Annotated in this window: 14 protein-coding genes; 4 read left to right on the top strand and 10 right to left on the bottom strand. The window is 69.0% G+C overall.

Features of this window, described 5'->3' with window-relative positions:
* Nucleotides 1-161: 161 nt before the first annotated feature.
* The 3 genes from BME24068_RS18190 to BME24068_RS18180 all read right to left on the bottom strand — a co-directional run bounded on the left by BME24068_RS18190 (nucleotide 162) and on the right by BME24068_RS18180 (nucleotide 3,169).
* A complete protein-coding gene (locus tag BME24068_RS18190; RefSeq protein WP_174926904.1) occupies nucleotides 162-749 on the bottom strand; it encodes a phosphatase PAP2 family protein in 588 nt (195 codons plus the stop codon).
* 81 nt (nucleotides 750-830) lie between these two features.
* Nucleotides 831-2,147 carry an Nramp family divalent metal transporter gene (locus BME24068_RS18185; protein WP_174926903.1) on the bottom strand — a complete coding sequence of 439 codons (1,317 nt, stop codon included), beginning with the start codon at nucleotides 2,145-2,147 and terminating at the stop codon, nucleotides 831-833.
* Nucleotides 2,096-3,169, bottom strand: coding sequence for a helix-turn-helix domain-containing protein (locus BME24068_RS18180; RefSeq protein ID WP_096505563.1), 1,074 nt, complete (start codon nucleotides 3,167-3,169; stop codon nucleotides 2,096-2,098). The genes BME24068_RS18185 and BME24068_RS18180 overlap by 52 nt, the downstream gene beginning before the upstream one ends.
* Nucleotides 3,170-3,653: 484 nt before the next feature.
* Between BME24068_RS18180 and BME24068_RS18175 the strand changes: the two genes are divergently transcribed.
* Complete coding sequence (locus BME24068_RS18175) at nucleotides 3,654-4,595, top strand: LysR family transcriptional regulator (RefSeq protein WP_174926902.1); 942 nt, start codon at nucleotides 3,654-3,656, stop codon at nucleotides 4,593-4,595.
* 114 nt (nucleotides 4,596-4,709) lie between these two features.
* Nucleotides 4,710-5,111: an OsmC family protein gene (locus BME24068_RS18170; RefSeq protein ID WP_096505567.1), complete on the top strand. Its 402-nt coding sequence runs from the start codon at nucleotides 4,710-4,712 to the stop codon at nucleotides 5,109-5,111.
* Nucleotides 5,112-5,242: 131 nt separating this feature from the next.
* Here the strand turns inward: BME24068_RS18170 and BME24068_RS18165 are convergent, their stop codons facing one another.
* Nucleotides 5,243-6,124, bottom strand: coding sequence for a Dyp-type peroxidase (locus tag BME24068_RS18165; protein WP_174926901.1), 882 nt, complete (start codon nucleotides 6,122-6,124; stop codon nucleotides 5,243-5,245).
* Between the two features lie 520 nt (nucleotides 6,125-6,644).
* On the opposite strand from BME24068_RS18165, the gene BME24068_RS18160 reads away from it, so the two are divergent.
* Together BME24068_RS18160 and BME24068_RS18155 are read left to right on the top strand one after the other, a co-directional pair.
* Nucleotides 6,645-8,507, top strand: a complete 1,863-nt coding sequence (locus BME24068_RS18160) for an ABC transporter ATP-binding protein (protein WP_174926900.1) — start codon at nucleotides 6,645-6,647, stop codon at nucleotides 8,505-8,507.
* Nucleotides 8,508-8,712: 205 nt separating this feature from the next.
* Nucleotides 8,713-9,426 carry a riboflavin synthase subunit alpha gene (locus tag BME24068_RS18155; protein ID WP_096505573.1) on the top strand — a complete coding sequence of 238 codons (714 nt, stop codon included), beginning with the start codon at nucleotides 8,713-8,715 and terminating at the stop codon, nucleotides 9,424-9,426.
* Nucleotides 9,427-9,533: 107 nt separating this feature from the next.
* On the opposite strand, the gene cheB is transcribed toward BME24068_RS18155, so the two are convergent.
* From cheB to BME24068_RS18125, 6 genes are read right to left on the bottom strand one after another with little or no spacing between them, the layout of a single operon-like run.
* Nucleotides 9,534-10,553, bottom strand: a complete 1,020-nt coding sequence (cheB, locus tag BME24068_RS18150) for a chemotaxis response regulator protein-glutamate methylesterase (protein ID WP_096505575.1) — start codon at nucleotides 10,551-10,553, stop codon at nucleotides 9,534-9,536.
* On the bottom strand, nucleotides 10,550-12,859 hold the full coding sequence (locus tag BME24068_RS18145; protein WP_174926899.1) for a hybrid sensor histidine kinase/response regulator: 2,310 nt from the start codon (nucleotides 12,857-12,859) through the stop codon (nucleotides 10,550-10,552). The genes cheB and BME24068_RS18145 overlap by 4 nt, the downstream gene beginning before the upstream one ends.
* Nucleotides 12,856-13,569, bottom strand: coding sequence for a chemotaxis protein CheW (locus BME24068_RS18140; RefSeq protein ID WP_174926932.1), 714 nt, complete (start codon nucleotides 13,567-13,569; stop codon nucleotides 12,856-12,858). Before BME24068_RS18140 ends, BME24068_RS18145 begins: the two co-directional genes overlap by 4 nt.
* 52 nt (nucleotides 13,570-13,621) lie before the next feature.
* On the bottom strand, nucleotides 13,622-15,046 hold the full coding sequence (locus tag BME24068_RS18135; protein WP_174926898.1) for a CheR family methyltransferase: 1,425 nt from the start codon (nucleotides 15,044-15,046) through the stop codon (nucleotides 13,622-13,624).
* Nucleotides 15,043-15,555 (bottom strand): chemotaxis protein CheW, encoded by a 513-nt coding sequence (locus tag BME24068_RS18130; RefSeq protein ID WP_096505582.1) that lies wholly within the window; start codon nucleotides 15,553-15,555, stop codon nucleotides 15,043-15,045. The genes BME24068_RS18135 and BME24068_RS18130 overlap by 4 nt, the downstream gene beginning before the upstream one ends.
* Nucleotides 15,552-17,228, bottom strand: coding sequence for a methyl-accepting chemotaxis protein (locus BME24068_RS18125; RefSeq protein WP_096505584.1), 1,677 nt, complete (start codon nucleotides 17,226-17,228; stop codon nucleotides 15,552-15,554). Before BME24068_RS18125 ends, BME24068_RS18130 begins: the two co-directional genes overlap by 4 nt.
* Nucleotides 17,229-17,303: the final 75 nt, after the last annotated feature.

Below are 17,303 nucleotides of genomic sequence, written 5' to 3'. Positions count from 1 at the left end.
TCCGGCGGTGCGGCGCGACCGGGATCTCGGCTCGACGGAAACCGGACGCCGGCACGAGCCGGCAACACGATGAAACGAATGGACTGAAGTATAGGAAGAGCGCCGCCGTGCGAGAACCGCATGCGGCACCGGGGCATCCCGTGCCCCGGCGGGAACCGTCGTCAGAATCCGTCGCCTGACGCGCGCACGAATGCGCAGAGCTGCGGAGAGTGGGTATCGATCATCTGCTGGAACGGCGCGCGATGTCCGTACGCGATGCCGGACACGAGCAGCAGGCAGACGGCCGCGATGCGCGGCGAGAACGCGCGCTTGAGCGCCCGGTCGTACGCGTGCAGGAACACCAGCGCGACCAGTGCGCCGAGCAGCCAGCCGGCGATGACTTCGGGAATCGTGTGCGAATGATCGAACACGCGTGCAACCGCCGTCACCGCGCCGACCGCGAGGCCCGCCGCCACACCCGGCAGCTTCCCCGGACGACACGCCTGCCACAGCATCGACAGCGCGACGGTCCACACCGACGTCGACAGCATCGTATGCCCGCTGATCACGCGGAAATCGAACTGCGGAAGCTCGATTCCGCACCCTGCGTAGAGAATCTTGGTGGCCCCGACGACGCCCATCCCGAGCGCGAGCAGCGCGACCCAGCGCACCGCGAGCCGCCAGTTGGACAGCGCGAGCCAGACGGCGCACGTCAGCGCGACCGGCAGGGTCAACGCGGCATCGCCGATGTTGCTGATTTCACTCCACATGACGGACTTCGAACGACAAGCGAAAGGCCGCAGTTTAACGCAAGCGCGCCGTGCGTCTGTGTCAGCCTGTGACAGGCTGTATCAGCCCGCGACACCCGTAATCAGCAACAGGTTCGTGCCGGTGATGACGGCGAACAGCGCCCACGCGGCCACCTGCATCCTGCGGCCGATCGCATGCTCGCCCATCGTGTTGCGATCGCTGACCGAGCGGATCAGCGGCCACATCGCGAACGGCAACTGCAGGCTCAGCAGCACCTGGCTCCACACCAGCAACTGCCCGACCGAGCCGTCGCCGAGCCACAGCACGCCGATCAGCGCCGGCACCAGCGCGAGCCCGCGCGTGATCAGCCGGCGCTGGTAGCACGGAATTTTCGTATGCAGGAAGCCGTCCATGATCACCTGGCCGGCGATCGTGCCGGTCAGCGTCGAGCTTTGCCCCGACGCCAGCAGCGCGATGCCGAACAGCAGCGCGGCAGCGCCGCCCGCGATCGGCGTGATGAGCCGGTACGCCTGTTCGATGTCGGTGACGTCGTGCTGGCCGGTCGCATGAAACGCGGCGCCCGCGACGACCAGGATCGCCGCATTGACGAGCATCGCGACGAACAGCGACACGCACGTGTCGATGCGCACCAGCGCGAGCGTATCGCGAACCAGGCCGCGCGCGCCGCCGACCACGTGCCGCGTCTGCACGACCGACGAATGCAGGTACAGGTTATGCGGCATGATCGTCGCGCCGACGATGCCGAGCGCGAGCACGACCGCATCCTTGCGGTCGTGGCCCGGATCGCCCGGCACGAGCCCCAGCGCGACCGCATGCCAGTCGGGCGGCGTGATCGCGACCTGCGCGACGAAGCAGAACGCCATCGTCGCGATCAGCCCGAGCACGATCGCCTCGATCTGCCGGAAGCCCTTGCCTTGCAGCCCGAGGACGATCACCGTGTCGAGCGCGGTCAGCACGATCCCCCACGCGAGCGGCACGCCCAGCAGCAGCTTGAACGCCAGCGCGCAGCCGAGCACTTCGGCGATGTCGCACGCGATGATCGACACCTCGGCCGTCACCCATTGCACGATACGGCCGAAGCGGCCGTAACGGTCGTAGCTCGCCTGCGCGAGATCCTTGCCCGCGACGAGGCCGAGCCGCGCCGCCAGCATCTGCAGGAAGATCGCGGCGAGGCTGGAAAACGCGACGACCCACAGCAACGAGTAACCGAATTGCGAGCCGGCCTGGATGTCGGTCGCCCAGTTGCCGGGATCCATGTAGCCGATCGCGACCAGCAGGCCCGGGCCGAAGAAGCGCTTGAGCTTCACCCAGCGCGACGCGCCGGCGTCGATCGTGATGCTGCCCTTTACTTCTGACGGGCAGAAGGGGGCTGTGGCGGTAGTGGGAAGCAAGGGCATGGGAACCGGGGATCGTGATCGCGACACGGTGATTTTACGGTCATCCGCCCCGTTTTCTCGCGCGCATCGGCGCGCGGGCCCCGGCTCGGCCGCTCGCCGTCGGCGCGGTCGGGCCGCGGCGCGGGCTGCGTGTCGGGCATCCCGTCGGGCGCCCCGGCACCGTTTGACAGCAGCCGCTCGCGTTCGGCGACGCGAAACTCGGTCGGCGATATCAGCAGCCGCTGGCGAAACAGCTTCGCCAGACGCTCGCCGCTGCCGAAGCCCGTGCGCCGCGCGACCTTGTCGGCCGGCAGCGTCGTGTGGATCAGCATGTGACATGCGCGCTCGAGCCGCACGTGCCGCACGAACTCGGTCGGCGTCACGCCGATTTCCTTCTTGAAGCGCCGCAGAAAATTGCGCTCGCTCATCGCGACCGCCTGCGCGATGTCCGCAATCGAGATGCGGTTCGCACTCTGCGCACGCAACTGCTGCACCGACATCCGGATCGACGGGCTCGCGCTCAACTCGCGAAACGCCCACATCGACTGCGTACAGCGCTGTTCGACCGGCCGCAGCAGGTTGCTGGCGATCTCCTGCGCGGCGCTGTCGCCGAGATCGGCGCGGAACATGTCGAGTACGGTGCCGAGCACGTCGGCTTCGTCGCCCTGCCGTTCGATCGTTGCCGCCGCCCGGCGGGCGCGCCCCGTCGTCGTCGCGCCGGCATCCTGCGGCCGCTGCGCCGCCGCGAGCGTCGACAAATCCATCCCGTCGACGATCCATCGCGCATGCCGGCGAATGTCGGTCAGCCGGCGCCGCAACGCATCGTCCCAGTTGACCGACACGCGATCGCCGTGAAGGTGAAAGAACGCGAATGCGCGGCGGCCGTGCTCGTCGCCGAGCGCCTCGGCGGCGATCTTCACGCCGGACGACGACTGCAACAACCCGCCGCTTTCGGATACGTACTTCAGCTGGTAATCCGCACTGAACGCATGCAGGCGATTCGCCAGATTGAAAGCCTCGCCGAGACGCGCGGCCTGGGCCAAAGAAAACCCCGTACTCAAATAGACAACGACCCACCTCTGATCTGCTGCTTCCACTGGCCAAGCCCCCGACTGTTTCGACTTCTTCTAATACCGTCGAACTGTCGGGCTTATATTTGGTTTGATCTCGTGCGACAGGACGGCTATCTCGAAATATGAAGCGACGGCATCTTAGCCGAACGGGTCATGTCTTTGGCGCGAAATGGCCGAGCGGGACAGCATGATGGCGGATTACTACAGGCTGTCGCCGGCTGAAGACATGGCCGCGCCGAAGTATGCATGCCGATGCGGCGCGCCGGCATCGAATGCGGCCAATGTTGCGTATCGGGACGAACGTCATCCACATGCATCGAATCGCGTCGATCGTCGTGAACGAGTGCGATAGAAACGGCATTTTCGGCAATGCCGATTCAGGCCAGCGCGCGCCTGCGCGTCCGTTGTTCGCGCATCCTTTAGAATCGGCGCACGCCCCTCCTCGACTGCATCCGTGGCCACCGATCATCGTCTCGACCTGAACCTGTTTCGCGTGCTCGACGCCGTCTACGTGCACGGCGGCATCGGCGCGGCCGCCCGCGCCCTGCATCTGACGCAGCCGGCCGTCACGCACGCGCTCAACCGGCTGCGCGCGCATTTCGACGATCCGCTGTTCGTGCGCCAGGGCAACCGCGTCGTGCCGACCGAGCGCACGCGCGCGATCATCGCGGACGTACAGCTTCATCTGGCCGGCCTGCAGCGCACCGCGCGCGCCCCGTCGGCATTCGATCCGGCAACCCTCGACCTGAGCGTCGCGGTCGGCATTCGCGACGTGCTCGAATCGATCGCGCTGCCGCAGATCGTCGCCGCGTTCGCCGACGAAGCGCCGGGCCTGCGGTTCGTGAGTCGTCGCGTCGCGGTGCACGACATCGAACGCGAACTCGCATCCGGCAATCTCGACCTCGTCGTCGACCGCCGCGTGCAGACCGGCCCGCGCATCGCGACCGAGCACCTGCTCGACGATTCGCTCGTCGTCGCGATGCGCCACGATCATCCGCTGATGAGCGGCACGCTTCGGCGCGGCGACTATTTCGCCGCGCGGCATATCGCGGTGTCGCCGCTCGGCGAACCGCAGTCGCTCGACGTGCTGCTCGGCAACGACGGGCGCTTCCGTCACATCCAGATGGTCTGCCAGCACTATTTCGCCGCATGCCAGATCGCCGCGTCGGGCGACCTGCTGCTCACGCTGCCGCGCACGTATGCGCTGCGCATGACGTCGATGCTGCCGATCGCCGTGCAGCCGCTGCCGCTTCGGCTCAAGCCGTTTCCGCTGCTCGCTTACTGGCACGAATCGCGCGAAACCGATCGCGCGCACCAGTGGGTGCGGGAACGCGTCGCGGCGCTGGTGCGGCGCAGCGCCGGCGTCGCGGCCCAGGATCGCCCTTCACGCCAATGACGCAGGCTTGCGAGCCCGCGCCAGCGCCCGCGATTCCGGCCGAACCGGTATGCTGGCGGCTCGTACGCCGCGCGCCGTCGCGGCCCTCTCTTTCCCGCTCACCGGAGTCTCGCCATGCCGCTCATCCACGCTGCCGCCACCCTCGCCGCCGACGCGCCGAACTACGTCGTCCAGCTCCAGGCCGGCACGCACGCGCTGACCGGCGACGAAGCGCCGCGCGAAGGCGGGCAGGATCTCGGCCCGGCGCCGTACGAGTTCGTGCTCGCCGGCCTCGCGCAATGCACGGCCGCGACGCTGCGCATGTACATGCAGCGCAAGTCGTGGCCGGACGCGCGCATCGACGTGCGCACCGAACTGCATGCCGATCGCGAAGGGCTGCAATACGTGCGCCGCGTCGTGACGCTCGACGGCCCGCTCGACGACGCGCAACGCCAGCGTCTCGCGGAGATCTGCGAGAAGACGCCGGTCACGCAGTTCATCAAGCGCGGCACGCGCATCGAAACGACGTTGAATTGACCATCGCCGTACGCAACACCGGCATGCGGCGCGGGAAACAGCCCGCCCCGCACGCGGCCGATACCTGACATGCAAAACGGGCGGGCCGTGCGCCATGCGCGGCCCGCCCGTTCGCGAATGTCGTCCGGCGCTTACAGGCCGAGCGCGGACAGATCCAGCTTGCCGTCCTTCACCGGCGGGCACCAGAAATACGCGCCCGTCAGCGGCCGCGTGAAGCGGAACAGGCCGTCGACGATACCGTCGTCCGCGCCGCTCATCCGGCGCATCTGCACGTCGAACGCGCGGAACGAACAGCCGAACGCGACGAAGTAGAGGCCTGCGCGACGCGCATCGGACCACGGCGACGAGCGGCGCAGCATGAACGCCTCCGGCTCGAAGCTTTCCTGCGCGGTGCGCTTCACGTGCGCGAACTCGGGCGCGTCGTCGAGTTCCTCGTTGTCCGAGCGGCGGCGGCCGATGATGTGATCCATGTCGCCGGACGCAATGCGCTCCATCTGATCGAAGTCGTGCAGCCATTGCTGGACCGCGACGAAGCTCGACCCGTCGAGCCCGGCGCCCTGCCCCGTGACGACCGCCGCGGCCACCGCGTCGTCGCCTTCCGGGTTCTCCGTGCCGTCCTCGTAACCGGACAGGTCGCGGTCGTTCGAATAGCGGAACCCGTCGACCGCGTCCTGCAGCGCGAATGCCGGCGCCAGCGCGCGCTCGATCGCGCGTGCGCGCAGCACGAGGTCGCCGCGATCGTCGCCGCGCAGCCACACCCACACGTCGGCCGGCGTGACCGGCAGCGTGCGGTCGTTCACCGCGAACGCCGGGTATTCGGCGAGGCCCGGAACCGGGCGTCCGAGGTGCGCGGCCAGCGAATGTCCGAAGCCGACGACCGTGTCGCGCCCGTCGACGAGCGCGCGCAGCGCCGTGAGCGCCGCCGCCACGTTGCCGTTGTCCGAAATCGTGAAAGTCAGGTATCGGGCCGCCGTGTCGATCGGAGCCAGGATGCCTTGCTGAACGTCGCTCATCGTTTCCTCAGGAATGTATCGGGGTGAATCCGCGGGGCCGTACCGGCCGGCGCGTGGCGCGCGGGCACTCGCCGCGCCGCACGCCGCGCAACGCGAAAGTGTAATCGATGCGGGCGGCCGCCCCCTGCGCCACCGCTGCGCGGCACGTGCCACGAAGAAGGGCCGGAACCCCGAATACTAACCGTATCGACGCTGCAACGCCGTATTCGTCAGACGTTGCAGCGAGTCCTGCACTGCTGATAAAATCCCTTCACGTCTTTTCGGCGTCCTTTCAACCGTTCACTTCAGGGAGGTGCAGATGTCCCCAATGCCAGCAACCTTCCCGAACGTGGTCCCACGGCGCGGCTGATCCAGCCCGTCGTCCGCGCCGGCTCCCGGATGCTTCGCTAACCCGCCAGCCCGCGCTTTTTTCCCGACAGCCCGTTTCGTTTTGTCCGCGTCGCTCGTGCGGCCGGCTGTTGCGTTTTCGACGTTCTCCGAACCGGAAAGTCCCGTCGCGCGATGCGCCGGGCAACGACACATGACCAGAAAAACCACCCGTCCGGGCGGCCAGGCATTCCAGGCCGTCTTCGGCTTCACTTTCCGCTACTGGCGCAAACAGCCGGTGCGCACCGCGGCGATCGCGGCGCTCGCGCTGCTCGGCGCACTCGCCGACGTGCTCACGCCGCTGTTCGCCGGCCGCCTCGTCGATGCGCTGTCGACCGGCCTGGCCGACCGCGCCGCCGCGTGGCATTCGGCCCTCGTCGCGTTCGGCACGCTCGCCGCGCTCGGCATCGGCGCGACGCTGCTGCGGCAGGGCGTCTACCTGAACATCATCACGCTCACGCTGAAGATGATGAGCGAGATCGCGGCCGCGTCGTTCCATCGCGTGCAGCGCTTCTCGACCGACTGGCACGCGAACAGCTTCGCGGGTTCGACCGTGCGCAAGATCACGCGCGGGATCTGGGCGCTCGACCTGCTCAACGACACCGTGCTGATCGCGCTGCTGCCGTCGGTGACGATGCTCGTCGGCGCGACCGTGCTGCTCGGCACGCACTGGCCGGTGATGGGGCTCGTCGTCGGCGCGGGTTCGCTGCTGTACATCTCGGTGACGATCGCCGTGTCGCTCGGCATCGTCGCGCCGGCCGCGCGGCTCGGCAACCTGTGGGACACGCGCATGGGCGGCGCGCTTGCCGACGCAGTGAGCTGCAACGCCGTCGTCAAGGCGTTCGGCGCGGAAACGCGCGAGGAAGCGCGGCTCGCGCGCGTGATCGGCAAGTGGCGTCAGCGCACGCGCCGCACGTGGGTGCGCGGCACGCTCAACGGCGGACTGCAGGGTGCGATGCTCGTCGCGATGCAGGCCGCGATGATCGGTGTCGCGCTGCGGCTGTGGGCGAACGACGAAGCGAGCGTCGGCGACATCGCGTTCTCGCTGACGATGTTCTTCATGCTGCAGGGCTATCTGCGCGACGTCGGCATGCACATCCGCAACCTGCAGCGCTCGGTCAACGACATGGAAGAACTCGTCGCGCTCGAGCGTCAGCCGCTCGGCATCGACGATCGCCCCGACGCGCCGGCGATCCGGATCGGCCAGGGCGAGATCCGCTTCGAGCACGTGACGTTCCGCTACGGCAACCATCCGGTCGCGCTGTACGACGATTTCTCGATGCGCATCGCGCCCGGCGAGCGCGTGGGCCTCGTCGGCCATTCCGGATCGGGCAAGACGACGTTCATCAAGCTGATCCAGCGTCTGTACGACGTGTCGGGCGGGCGCATCACGATCGACGGCCAGGACATCGCGCAGGTGCGGCAGGATTCGCTGCGCAGCCAGATCGCGATCGTCCAGCAGGAGCCCGTGCTGTTCCACCGCACGCTCGCGGAGAACATCGCGTATGCGCGTCCCGACGCGAGCCGCGCCGACATCGAGCGCGCCGCGCGCCTGGCCAGCGCGCACGACTTCATCGTCGCGCTGCCGGACGGCTACGACACGCTCGTCGGCGAACGCGGGATCAAGCTGTCGGGCGGCGAACGCCAACGGGTCGCGATCGCGCGCGCGTTCCTCGCCGATGCGCCGATCCTGATCCTCGACGAAGCGACGTCGAGCCTCGACAGCGAAAGCGAGGTGCTGATCCAGCAGGCGATGGAACGGCTGATGGTCGGCCGCACGACGCTGGTGGTCGCGCACCGGCTGTCGACGGTGCGCTCGCTCGACCGCCTGCTCGTGCTCGATCGCGGCAAGGTGATCGAGGAAGGCAGCCACGACGCGCTGATCCGCATCGACGGCGGGATCTATCGCCGGTTGTTCGAACGGCAGGCGCTGGAACTGGCGAAGGGCTTGATCGATTCGCCGGGGCGCATGGCGGATGACGATGCGGGGCCGTTGGGGGAGCCGGCGGCGGTTTGATGCCGGCAGGCGGTGACGTGAGCCGATGGCGACGTCGTTGCCGTCGGCTCACGCCGTCATCGGGTTGGGATCGAGGCCGTGCCGATGCACGGCCTTTTTCACTGCCGGCTTCCGTGGACGCCGCCGCGCCGCAACCACGTCGGCGATGGGGATTCCCCGGATCACTTATCATACCGGCCAGGCAATTTGCGACGAAAGGCAGATCATGTTTACAGGCATTGTTCAGGGTATTGGCGTCATCGAGACCATCAAGGATCACGGCGAGCTGCGAACGTTCAGCATCGCGTTCCCCGAGGGCTTCACCACCGACATCGAGATCGGCGCGAGCGTGTCGGTCGACGGCGTCTGCCTGACCGTGACGACGATCCATTCCCCGGCCCTGATCGACTTCGACGTGATGCTGCCGAGCCTGCGCATCACCACGCTGGCCGACCTCACGACCGGCGCGCGCGTCAACGTGGAGCGCGCCGCCAAGGATGGCGCGGAAATCGGCGGGCATCCGCTGTCCGGCCACGTCGACTTCATGGGGACCATCGCGGACATCGCGTCGTCCGAGCACAACCGGATGATCCGGATCGCCGTGCCGGCCGATTTCAAGCGCTATGTGTTCGCGAAGGGCTATATCGCGATCAACGGCTGCAGCCTCACCGTGTCGGACGTCAACCGCGACGAAGGCTGGTTCGACGTGTGGCTGATTCCGGAAACGCGCCGCGCGACGACCTTCGACGCGAAGGGCGCCAGCGACAAGGTCAACATCGAGATCGAACGCAGCACGCAGGTGGTCGTCGATACGATCCGCGAATCGGTCAAGGAAACGCTGGGTGAATTGACCGGCGTCGTCACGACGCTGCTGGCGGAAAAAGGCATCGACATCGAGGAACTGCTCGCGCGCAACGTCGCGCGGCTGCCGAAGCAGTAACGAACGCCGCTTTACCCGGCGATCCCCGGATCACCGGGTATCGGCCTGCGTTCTGCCCCCGGTTCGGCCGCCTCGCACGCCGGCCCACGCGCGGCCCCGGCGCGCCGTCAGTCGCGCGGCATGCGCGTCACGCGCGAGATCAGCTGGGGCCCGATCCGGTCGAGCGGCAGGATCGCCGACGCCGCGCCGATGGCCGCGGCCGCCTTCGGCATCCCGTAGACGGCGCTCGTCGCCTCGTCCTGCGCGATCGTGTAGCAGCCCTTCGCGCGCATCGCCTTCAGCCCGAGCGCGCCGTCGCGCCCCATTCCCGTCAGCAGCACGCCGAGCGCATCGCCCTGCCAGCCATCGGCGACGCTGTTGAAGAACACGTCGATCGACGGCCGGTACGGCGTTTCGGCCGGGTGCCGCGTATAGCCGAGCACGCCGCGCGGCGACAGGCACAGGTGATCGTTGGTCGCCGCGAGCAGCACCTCGCCCGCCTGCGGCACGCTACCCTGCCGCGCGATACGCACGGGCAGCCGCGTATAGCCGTCGAGCCAGTCCGCCATGCCGAGCGCGAATGCCTGGTCGACGTGCTGCACGATCACGAGCGCGGCCGGAAAATCGGCCGGCAGCGCGCGCAACAGCGCGGTGAGCGCGGTCGGGCCGCCCGCCGACGCACCGATCGCGATGAGCGTCGGCTGGCCGCGCGCGGGCGCCGGCCCCGGCGGCACGAGCGTGGCCGTGCGGCTTTCGAGCAGCCGGCCGATCTGGTCGATCTTCGCGAGCAGCGGCTGCCGCGCCCCATCCGACGGCAGGCCGAGCGCGAGCGTCGGCGTGTCGACCGCATCGAGCGCGCCGGCGCCCATCGCCTCGTAGACCGACGACGTGTTCGCACTGACGCTCGCCGTCACGATCAGGATCGCGCACGGCGCGCGCGCCATGATCTGCCGCGTCGCGGCCACGCCGTCGAGCTTCGGCATCACGAGGTCCATCAACACGAGATCGGGTGGATGCGCGACGCAGAAATCCACCGCCTCGTCGCCATCGGTCGCCACCCACAGCACCCGGTGATCGGTGCGCAGCGCGATCACGCGGCGCAGCGCCTCGACGGCAAGCGGCAGATCGTTGACGATACCGATGTTCATCCGCGCGCATCCCCGATCAGGTCGTGCACCGCATCGAGCAGCGCCTCGTCGTGGAAACTGCTCTTCGCGAGATAGTAGTCGGCGCCGGCATCGAGCCCGCGCCGGCGATCCTCGTCGCGATCCTTGTACGACACGATCATCACCGGTACGCGCGTGAGCATCGGATCGCCCTTGATCAGCGTGACGAGCTCGATCCCGTCCATGCGCGGCATGTCGACGTCGGTCACGACCAGATCGAACGCGTCGCTGCGCACCGCGTTCCAGCCGTCCATCCCGTCGACCGCGACGGTCACGTCGTAGCCGCGCTTCTCCAGCAGCTTGCGTTCGAGCTCGCGCACCGTCAGCGAATCGTCGACGACGAGCACGCGGCGGCGCCGGTCGGCGAGCGCGAGTTGCGGATCGCGCATGAGCTTCGCGAGCTGCCCGCCGCGCACGAGCTTGTCGACCGAGCGGATCAGGTCCTCGACATCGACGATCAGCACCGGGTCGCCGTTCTCGAGCAGCGCGCCGGCCGCAATGTTCTGGATCTTGTGCAGGCGGCTGTCGAGCGGCTGCACGACGAGCATCCGCTCGCCGAGGAAGCGGTCGACCGCGACGCCGTACAACTCGGGTTCGCCGCCGACCACCACCACCGCCGTGCTGGTGCGCGTGACATCGGGTTCGCCCGCATCGAGCAGCTGATGCGCGGAAACGAGCCCCGCGCGCCGGCCGTCGAACGGAAAATGCGGCTGGCCTTCGAGCACGTCGATGTCTTCGTGCGCGAGTTCGAGCGTGCGCCGCACGTGGGCCAGCGGAAACGCATACGGCTCGCCGCCGACCTCGACCAGCAGGCTGCGGATCACCGACAGCGTGAGCGGCAGCTGCAGCACGAAACGCATGCCCGCACCGGGCTCGTTGAAGATGCGCACCGCGCCGCGCACGCCGCGCGCCATCTCCTGCACCGCGTCGAGGCCGACACCGCGCCCGGACACGTCGGTCACCGCGTCGCGCATCGAGAAGCCCGGCAGCAGCAGGAATTCGAGCAGTTCGGGATCGGACAATCGCGCAGCCGTCTCGTCGTCGGTCAGGCGCTGGCGGACGACGGCCGCGCGCAGCGCGTCCATGTCGACGCCCGGGCCGTCGTCGATCACGCTGACGAGCAGCGAACCGGCGCTGTGACGCGCTTCGAGCGTCACGCTCGCCTCGGCCGGCTTGCCGCGCGCGCGCCGCGCATCCGGCGACTCGACGCCGTGGTCGAGCGCGTTGCGCAGCAGGTGGCCGAGCGGCGCATCGAGCAGGTCGAGAATGTCGCGGTCGACCTGCGTGCCTTCGCCGACGATCGAGAAGCGCACCTGCTTGCCGAGCGAGCGCGCGAGATCGCGGACGATGCGCGGATACGCGCGCGTCGCGTCGCCGAACGGCCGCATCCGGCACTGCAGCGCCTCGTCGTACAGCTGCTCGGCGATGTGCGTGCTGCGTCGCTCGAAGCGGTCGAATTCGTCCATCCGCTCGGCCAGCGCACGCTGCAGGTCGTTGAGCATATGCCGCACTTCGTTCACCGACGCGAGCACGCCCGCGCCGAGCTCATCGGCAAACTGTTCGTACACCAGATCGAGCGAACGGGCCGCGTCGCGCTGCGCGCGCTTCACGCGCAGCATCGATTCGGCGAACGGCTTGAGCCAGCGCGATTCGACGAGCGATTCGCCGGACAGGCTCAGCAGCCGGTTCAGCGTATCGGCCCGCACGCGGCGCATCGCGCCCGCGCCGGCCGCGCGGCCGGCCTGGACCGAATCCGGCACGGCCGCCGATACGGCCAGCGGCGGCACCTCGGCCCCCGCGCCCACCGGTTCGTTCGCGGCGCCGTCGTGCTCGCGAAGCGGCACGACGGACGGCGGCGCCGGCGGCGGCGCGAACGTCGATGCCGGCATCGCCTGCACGCCGTCCGCACCAGTGAGCGCCAGTGCGAACGCCTCGATCTCGGCCGATGACACGGGCGGCGCGTGAGGATCGGCGACACGCACCAGCAGATCGACGCCGGCCAGCAGCACGTCGACGTGCGCGGCCGTCAGCGCGATCGTGCCGGCCTGCGCGGCGACGAAGCATTCCTCCATGCGCCCCGCGATGTCGACGCCGAGCGGCACGCCGACGATGCGCGCCGCGCCCTTCAGCGAATGCGCGGCGCGCATGCATGCCTCCAGCGCGACGGAGTCGGGCTCGCCCGATTCGAGCGCGAGCAGACGCTCGGACAGCGCCTGGGTCTGCGTGCGCGTCTCCTCGCGATACAGCTCGAGCAGCGACAGGTGGCTCAGATCGTCATCGCCGCTCATCGCATGCTCCGGGTCACGGCGTCGAACAGACGATCGTCGTCGAGCAGGCCCACCGACTTGCCGCGCCACGACAGCACGCCGCGCGACAGGCCGGCGCTCGCGCGCCCGACCGTCGCCGGCACGGGTACCCATTCGGATGCGCCGAAGTGCAGCACGCCCTCGACTTCGTCGACCGGAAACACCACCGGCTCGCCCTGGTGCGCGACGACCAGCAGACGCGTGAAGCGGCCGTCCGCGTCGCCGGTGGCGTCCTTGCCGCCCTCGCCCGCATCGAGGCCGAGCAGCGCGCCGATCGAGATCGCGATGCGCAGCGTGCCACGAATGTTGACCACGCCGCGCACGGCCGAGTGCCGACGATGCGGCAGCGAATGGACCGGACGCGTGCCGGCGATCTCGCGCAGCACGCCGATCGGCAGCGCGAGCCATTCGTCGGCGACGCGAAACACCAGCGCCGCCTGGCGCGTATCGTCGTCGCCGTGCGCGCGGGTCGCGTCGAACGCGCTCATCCGGCGCGTGGCGTCGGCCATCTCGGCCGCGCCGAGCGGACGCTCGAGCAGTTTCGCCGCGTGATACGCGTAGACCGGACAGTTCAGGCAGCGCAGACAGTCGGCCAGCCGCTCGCACGAACGGTCGCCGCGCGTGCCGATCCGGTTCCAGCAATCGTCGACGCCGATCGTCGTGCCGTCAGTGACAACGGCGTCGCTGTTCATTCTTTCCTCGGTCATCCCGATCTCGGCTCCCAACCCGTATTCTCATAGTCTCTTATCCGGCCGAGCGCCGCGCACGCTCGAGCAGCCATTGCGCGCCGGCGCCATCGCCGCCGACATCGAGCAAGGTCGCAAGATGCGTCAGCGCTTCGTGGTGCGTGGGCCGCAGGTACAGCGCCTTCCGGTAGAAGTCGCCGGCTTCCGCGGCACGCCCGCGTGCATCCGCGATCAGCCCGTTCAGGTAGAACGCATCGGCGTGCGGCCCCACCCGCGCCGAAAACAACGCGAGCACGCGCTCGGCCTCGTCGAACGCCCCTGCGTTCGCGAGCGCCTGTGCCTCCTCGAGCGTCGGCGCGACGTTATCGGCAACCGGCGCGGCCGCGTCGAGCAGCTCGCCGCGCATGTCGGCCCGTATTTCAGCGCCGACATCGGAATGCGGCTCGACCGCTATCGGGCGCTCGGCCGCCGCGAGCCCCGCGACCGGTTGCTGCGCGGCACCGATCCACGTCGGCGGCACGACGGCCAGCATCGGACGCGCGGCGGCCGCCGGCGCCACCGTGAAGCGCTCCGCGCGCCGGTACGGCGCAACCGCGGGCATCGGAGCCGCATGCCGGGCCGCGTATCCGTCCGCCACCGCACCGGTGCGCGCGCGATGAAACGCGAACGCCAGCGGCACGCGTGCCGAGCGCATTCCGTGCCGCATCGCGACGCCCGTCTCGGCCGGACCGACGAACAAGGTTCCGTCGTCGGTGAGGCAGCTTTCGAGCGAACCGATCACGCGATCCTGCACGTCGCGATCGAAATAGATCAACACGTTGCGGCAGAACACGAAATCGTAGCGAATGCCCGTGTCGGCGCCCGGTTCGACCAGGTTGGCCTGGCGAAACTGCACGCATGCGCGCACGCGCTCGTCGAGCAGCCAGCCGTCCGCGGCCTGCGTGAAGTGCCGGGCGCGAAACTCGGTCGCCGTGCCGCGAAACGCATTGCGTCCGTAGCAGCCGAGCCGCGCCTGTTCGATCGCGCGGGCACTCAGGTCGATCGCGTCGATCGTGAAGCTGGCCGGATCGAGCCCCGCGTCGAGCAGCGCCATCGCCGCCGAATACGGCTCTTCGCCGCTCGAGCACGGCGCGCTCAGCACGCGGATCACGCGCCCGGGCGCGACCGCAAGCCGCTCGGCGGCGAGCCGCGCGAGCGTCGCGAAGGCCTCGCGGTCGCGGAAGAACCACGTCTCCGGCACGACGAACAGTTCGATCAGCGCGCGCCGCTCGTCGGCCGAAGCGTTGAGCTGCTGCCAGTACGCGTCGAGCGCGTCCGCGGTCACGGGCGGCCGCGCCGCCGACGGCAGCCGCTCGCTGTCGCCCTGCAGCGCATGCACGCGCTCGGTCAGCGCACGGCTCAGGAAATCGTTGCCGAGCGAATCGGGGTCGATGCCGGTCTCGCGCAACAGCCAGCCGCGAAATCGCGATTCGGACGCTTTCATGCGGACTCCCCTTCATGGCCCGGCTGGCCGTCGAACAGATACAGGCGTGCAACGTCGTCGATCAGGTCGGCCACCGCCACCTGCTGCACGATGCCGTCGGGCGTGTTCGCGACCCGCCCGAGCCAGCGCGTGCGCGCAGTCGATACGCCGCTCGCCTGGAACGTCGTGCGATCGATCCGCAGGGTCTGCGTCGCGTGCTCGACGATCAGGCCGATCACACGCCCGCGCCCGGCGGGCCCGGCGAGATAGCGAACCATCACGAGCCGCGTCGAACGCAGCGCATGCGCGCGCCGCCCGAGCGCCAGCATCGGCACGTCGATCACGGGCACCGGCTGGCCGCTGCGCATCAGCAGCCCGGCGATCCATTCGGGCGCGCCCGGCACGGCCTTGGTGGCCGCGAGCGGCAGCACCTCTTCGATGTCGGCCGCGTCCAGCGCATAGCGCTCGCCGTCGAGCTCGAACATCAGGAACAGCGCGTGCACGCCGCCGTGCGGCTCGGCGCGCGTCACGCGTCGACCTTGAAGCGCGACACGCTGGTGCGCAGCTGGTTCGCGACGAGCGTCAGGTCGTCGATCGCCTGCGACGACTGGCGCAGCGATTCGGCCGTCTGCTGCGCGGCTTCGGACAGTTGCGACAGCGCCTGCGTGATCTGCTCGGCACCGTTCGCCTGCGTCTGCATCCCTTCGTTGACCATCTGGAAGCGCGGCGCGAGCGTCTGCACCTCGGCGATGATCTGCGACAGTTGCCCGCCGACCTGCTGCACGTCGAGCATCCCGCGGCGCACTTCCTCGGAGAACTTGTCCATCCCCATCACGCCCGCCGACACCGCCGACTGGATCTCCTTCACCGTCTGCTCGATGTCGTAGGTCGCCACGGCCGTCTGGTCGGCCAGGCGGCGGATCTCGGTCGCGACAACCGCGAAGCCGCGGCCGTATTCGCCGGCCTTCTCGGCCTCGATCGCCGCGTTCAGCGACAGCAGGTTGGTCTGGTCGGCCACCTTGGTGATGGTCGCGACGACCTGGTTGATGTTCAGCGCCTTCTCGTTGAGGATCGCGAGCTTCGCGTTCACCGAGCCGGCCGCGTCCATCACGCTGCGCATCGTCTCGCCCATCCGCGTGAGCCCGCTCTGGCTCACGCCCGCGAGCGTCGCCGACTGTTCGGCCACGCCGGCCACCTCGTTCATCGTGCGCAGCAGGTCGCGCGACGTCGCAAAGATCTCGCGGGACGTCGCGCCGATCTCGGTGGTCGTCGCCGCGGTTTCATTCGCGGTCGCCTGCTGCTCGCGCGACGTCGCCGCGATTTCGGCCACCGACGTCGTCACCTGCAGCGACGACTGCTGCGCGCGGGCGACGAGCTCGGTCAATTCGTCGGCCATCCGGTTGAAGCCCGTCTCGAGCGTGCCGAATTCGTCGTGCCGGCGCAGGTCCAGGCGACGCGTCAGGTTGCCGGTGCGCATCACGTCGTGCACTTCGACGAGCCGCGCCATCGGCACGGTCACCGCGCGAAACAGCCCGTAGCCGAGCCCGAGCGCGGACAGCAGCACGATGCCCAGCGCAAGCGCGAGCACGACCTCGGTGTCCTGCACCGACTGGCGAATCACCTTCGCGGAGTTGTCGGCGAACTTGCGGTTTTCCTGCACGAGCGTGTTCGCGTTGCGCACGACCTCGGTCCAGACCGGCGCCGCCTTCGCGTAGGCGGCGGTGGCTTCCTCGTGCGACGTGCGGGTCTTCTGGATCGCATCGTTCAGCAGCGGCACGTAGCGGTCGTACGCGCCGCGGAACGTCGCGAAACGCTGCCGGTCCTCGTCGCGAAACGCCGTGTTCTGGTAGTCGACCGACAGCGATTCGATGTCCTTCAGCGAATCGGCGATCTTCGCGAGATTGTGCTGGACGGTGTCGGGGTCGGTATCGACGAACGTCGCCTGCTGCAGCAGCGAGAACGACTCGTTGACCGACGCGCGCAGCGACGCCGCGAGATAGACGCCGGGCAGCGAATCGCGTTCGATGCTGACGGCTTCGCTGTTGATCGCGCGCAGGCGCTCGTAGGACACGCCGGCGGTCACCAGCATCAGCACGAACAGCACGCCGAAGCTGAGCAGGATGCGGTTGCCGAGCGTCAGCCGGGCAGCGCCGATCGTCGGATGCAGGCTTTCATTGGTTGCGCGGGGCGTCACGGTGGCCATGTTCGTTATGGGCTTTCTAGAATCAGCGTTGAAAAAAATTCGCGCCCGCCCGCGCGCCGAACGGCGCGCCACGAG

Origin of the sequence: Burkholderia anthina (assembly GCF_902498995.1) — a bacterium.
In the GTDB taxonomy this organism is placed as follows: Bacteria; Pseudomonadota; Gammaproteobacteria; order Burkholderiales; family Burkholderiaceae; genus Burkholderia; species Burkholderia anthina.
This window is presented reverse-complemented; position numbering and strand designations above follow the sequence as displayed.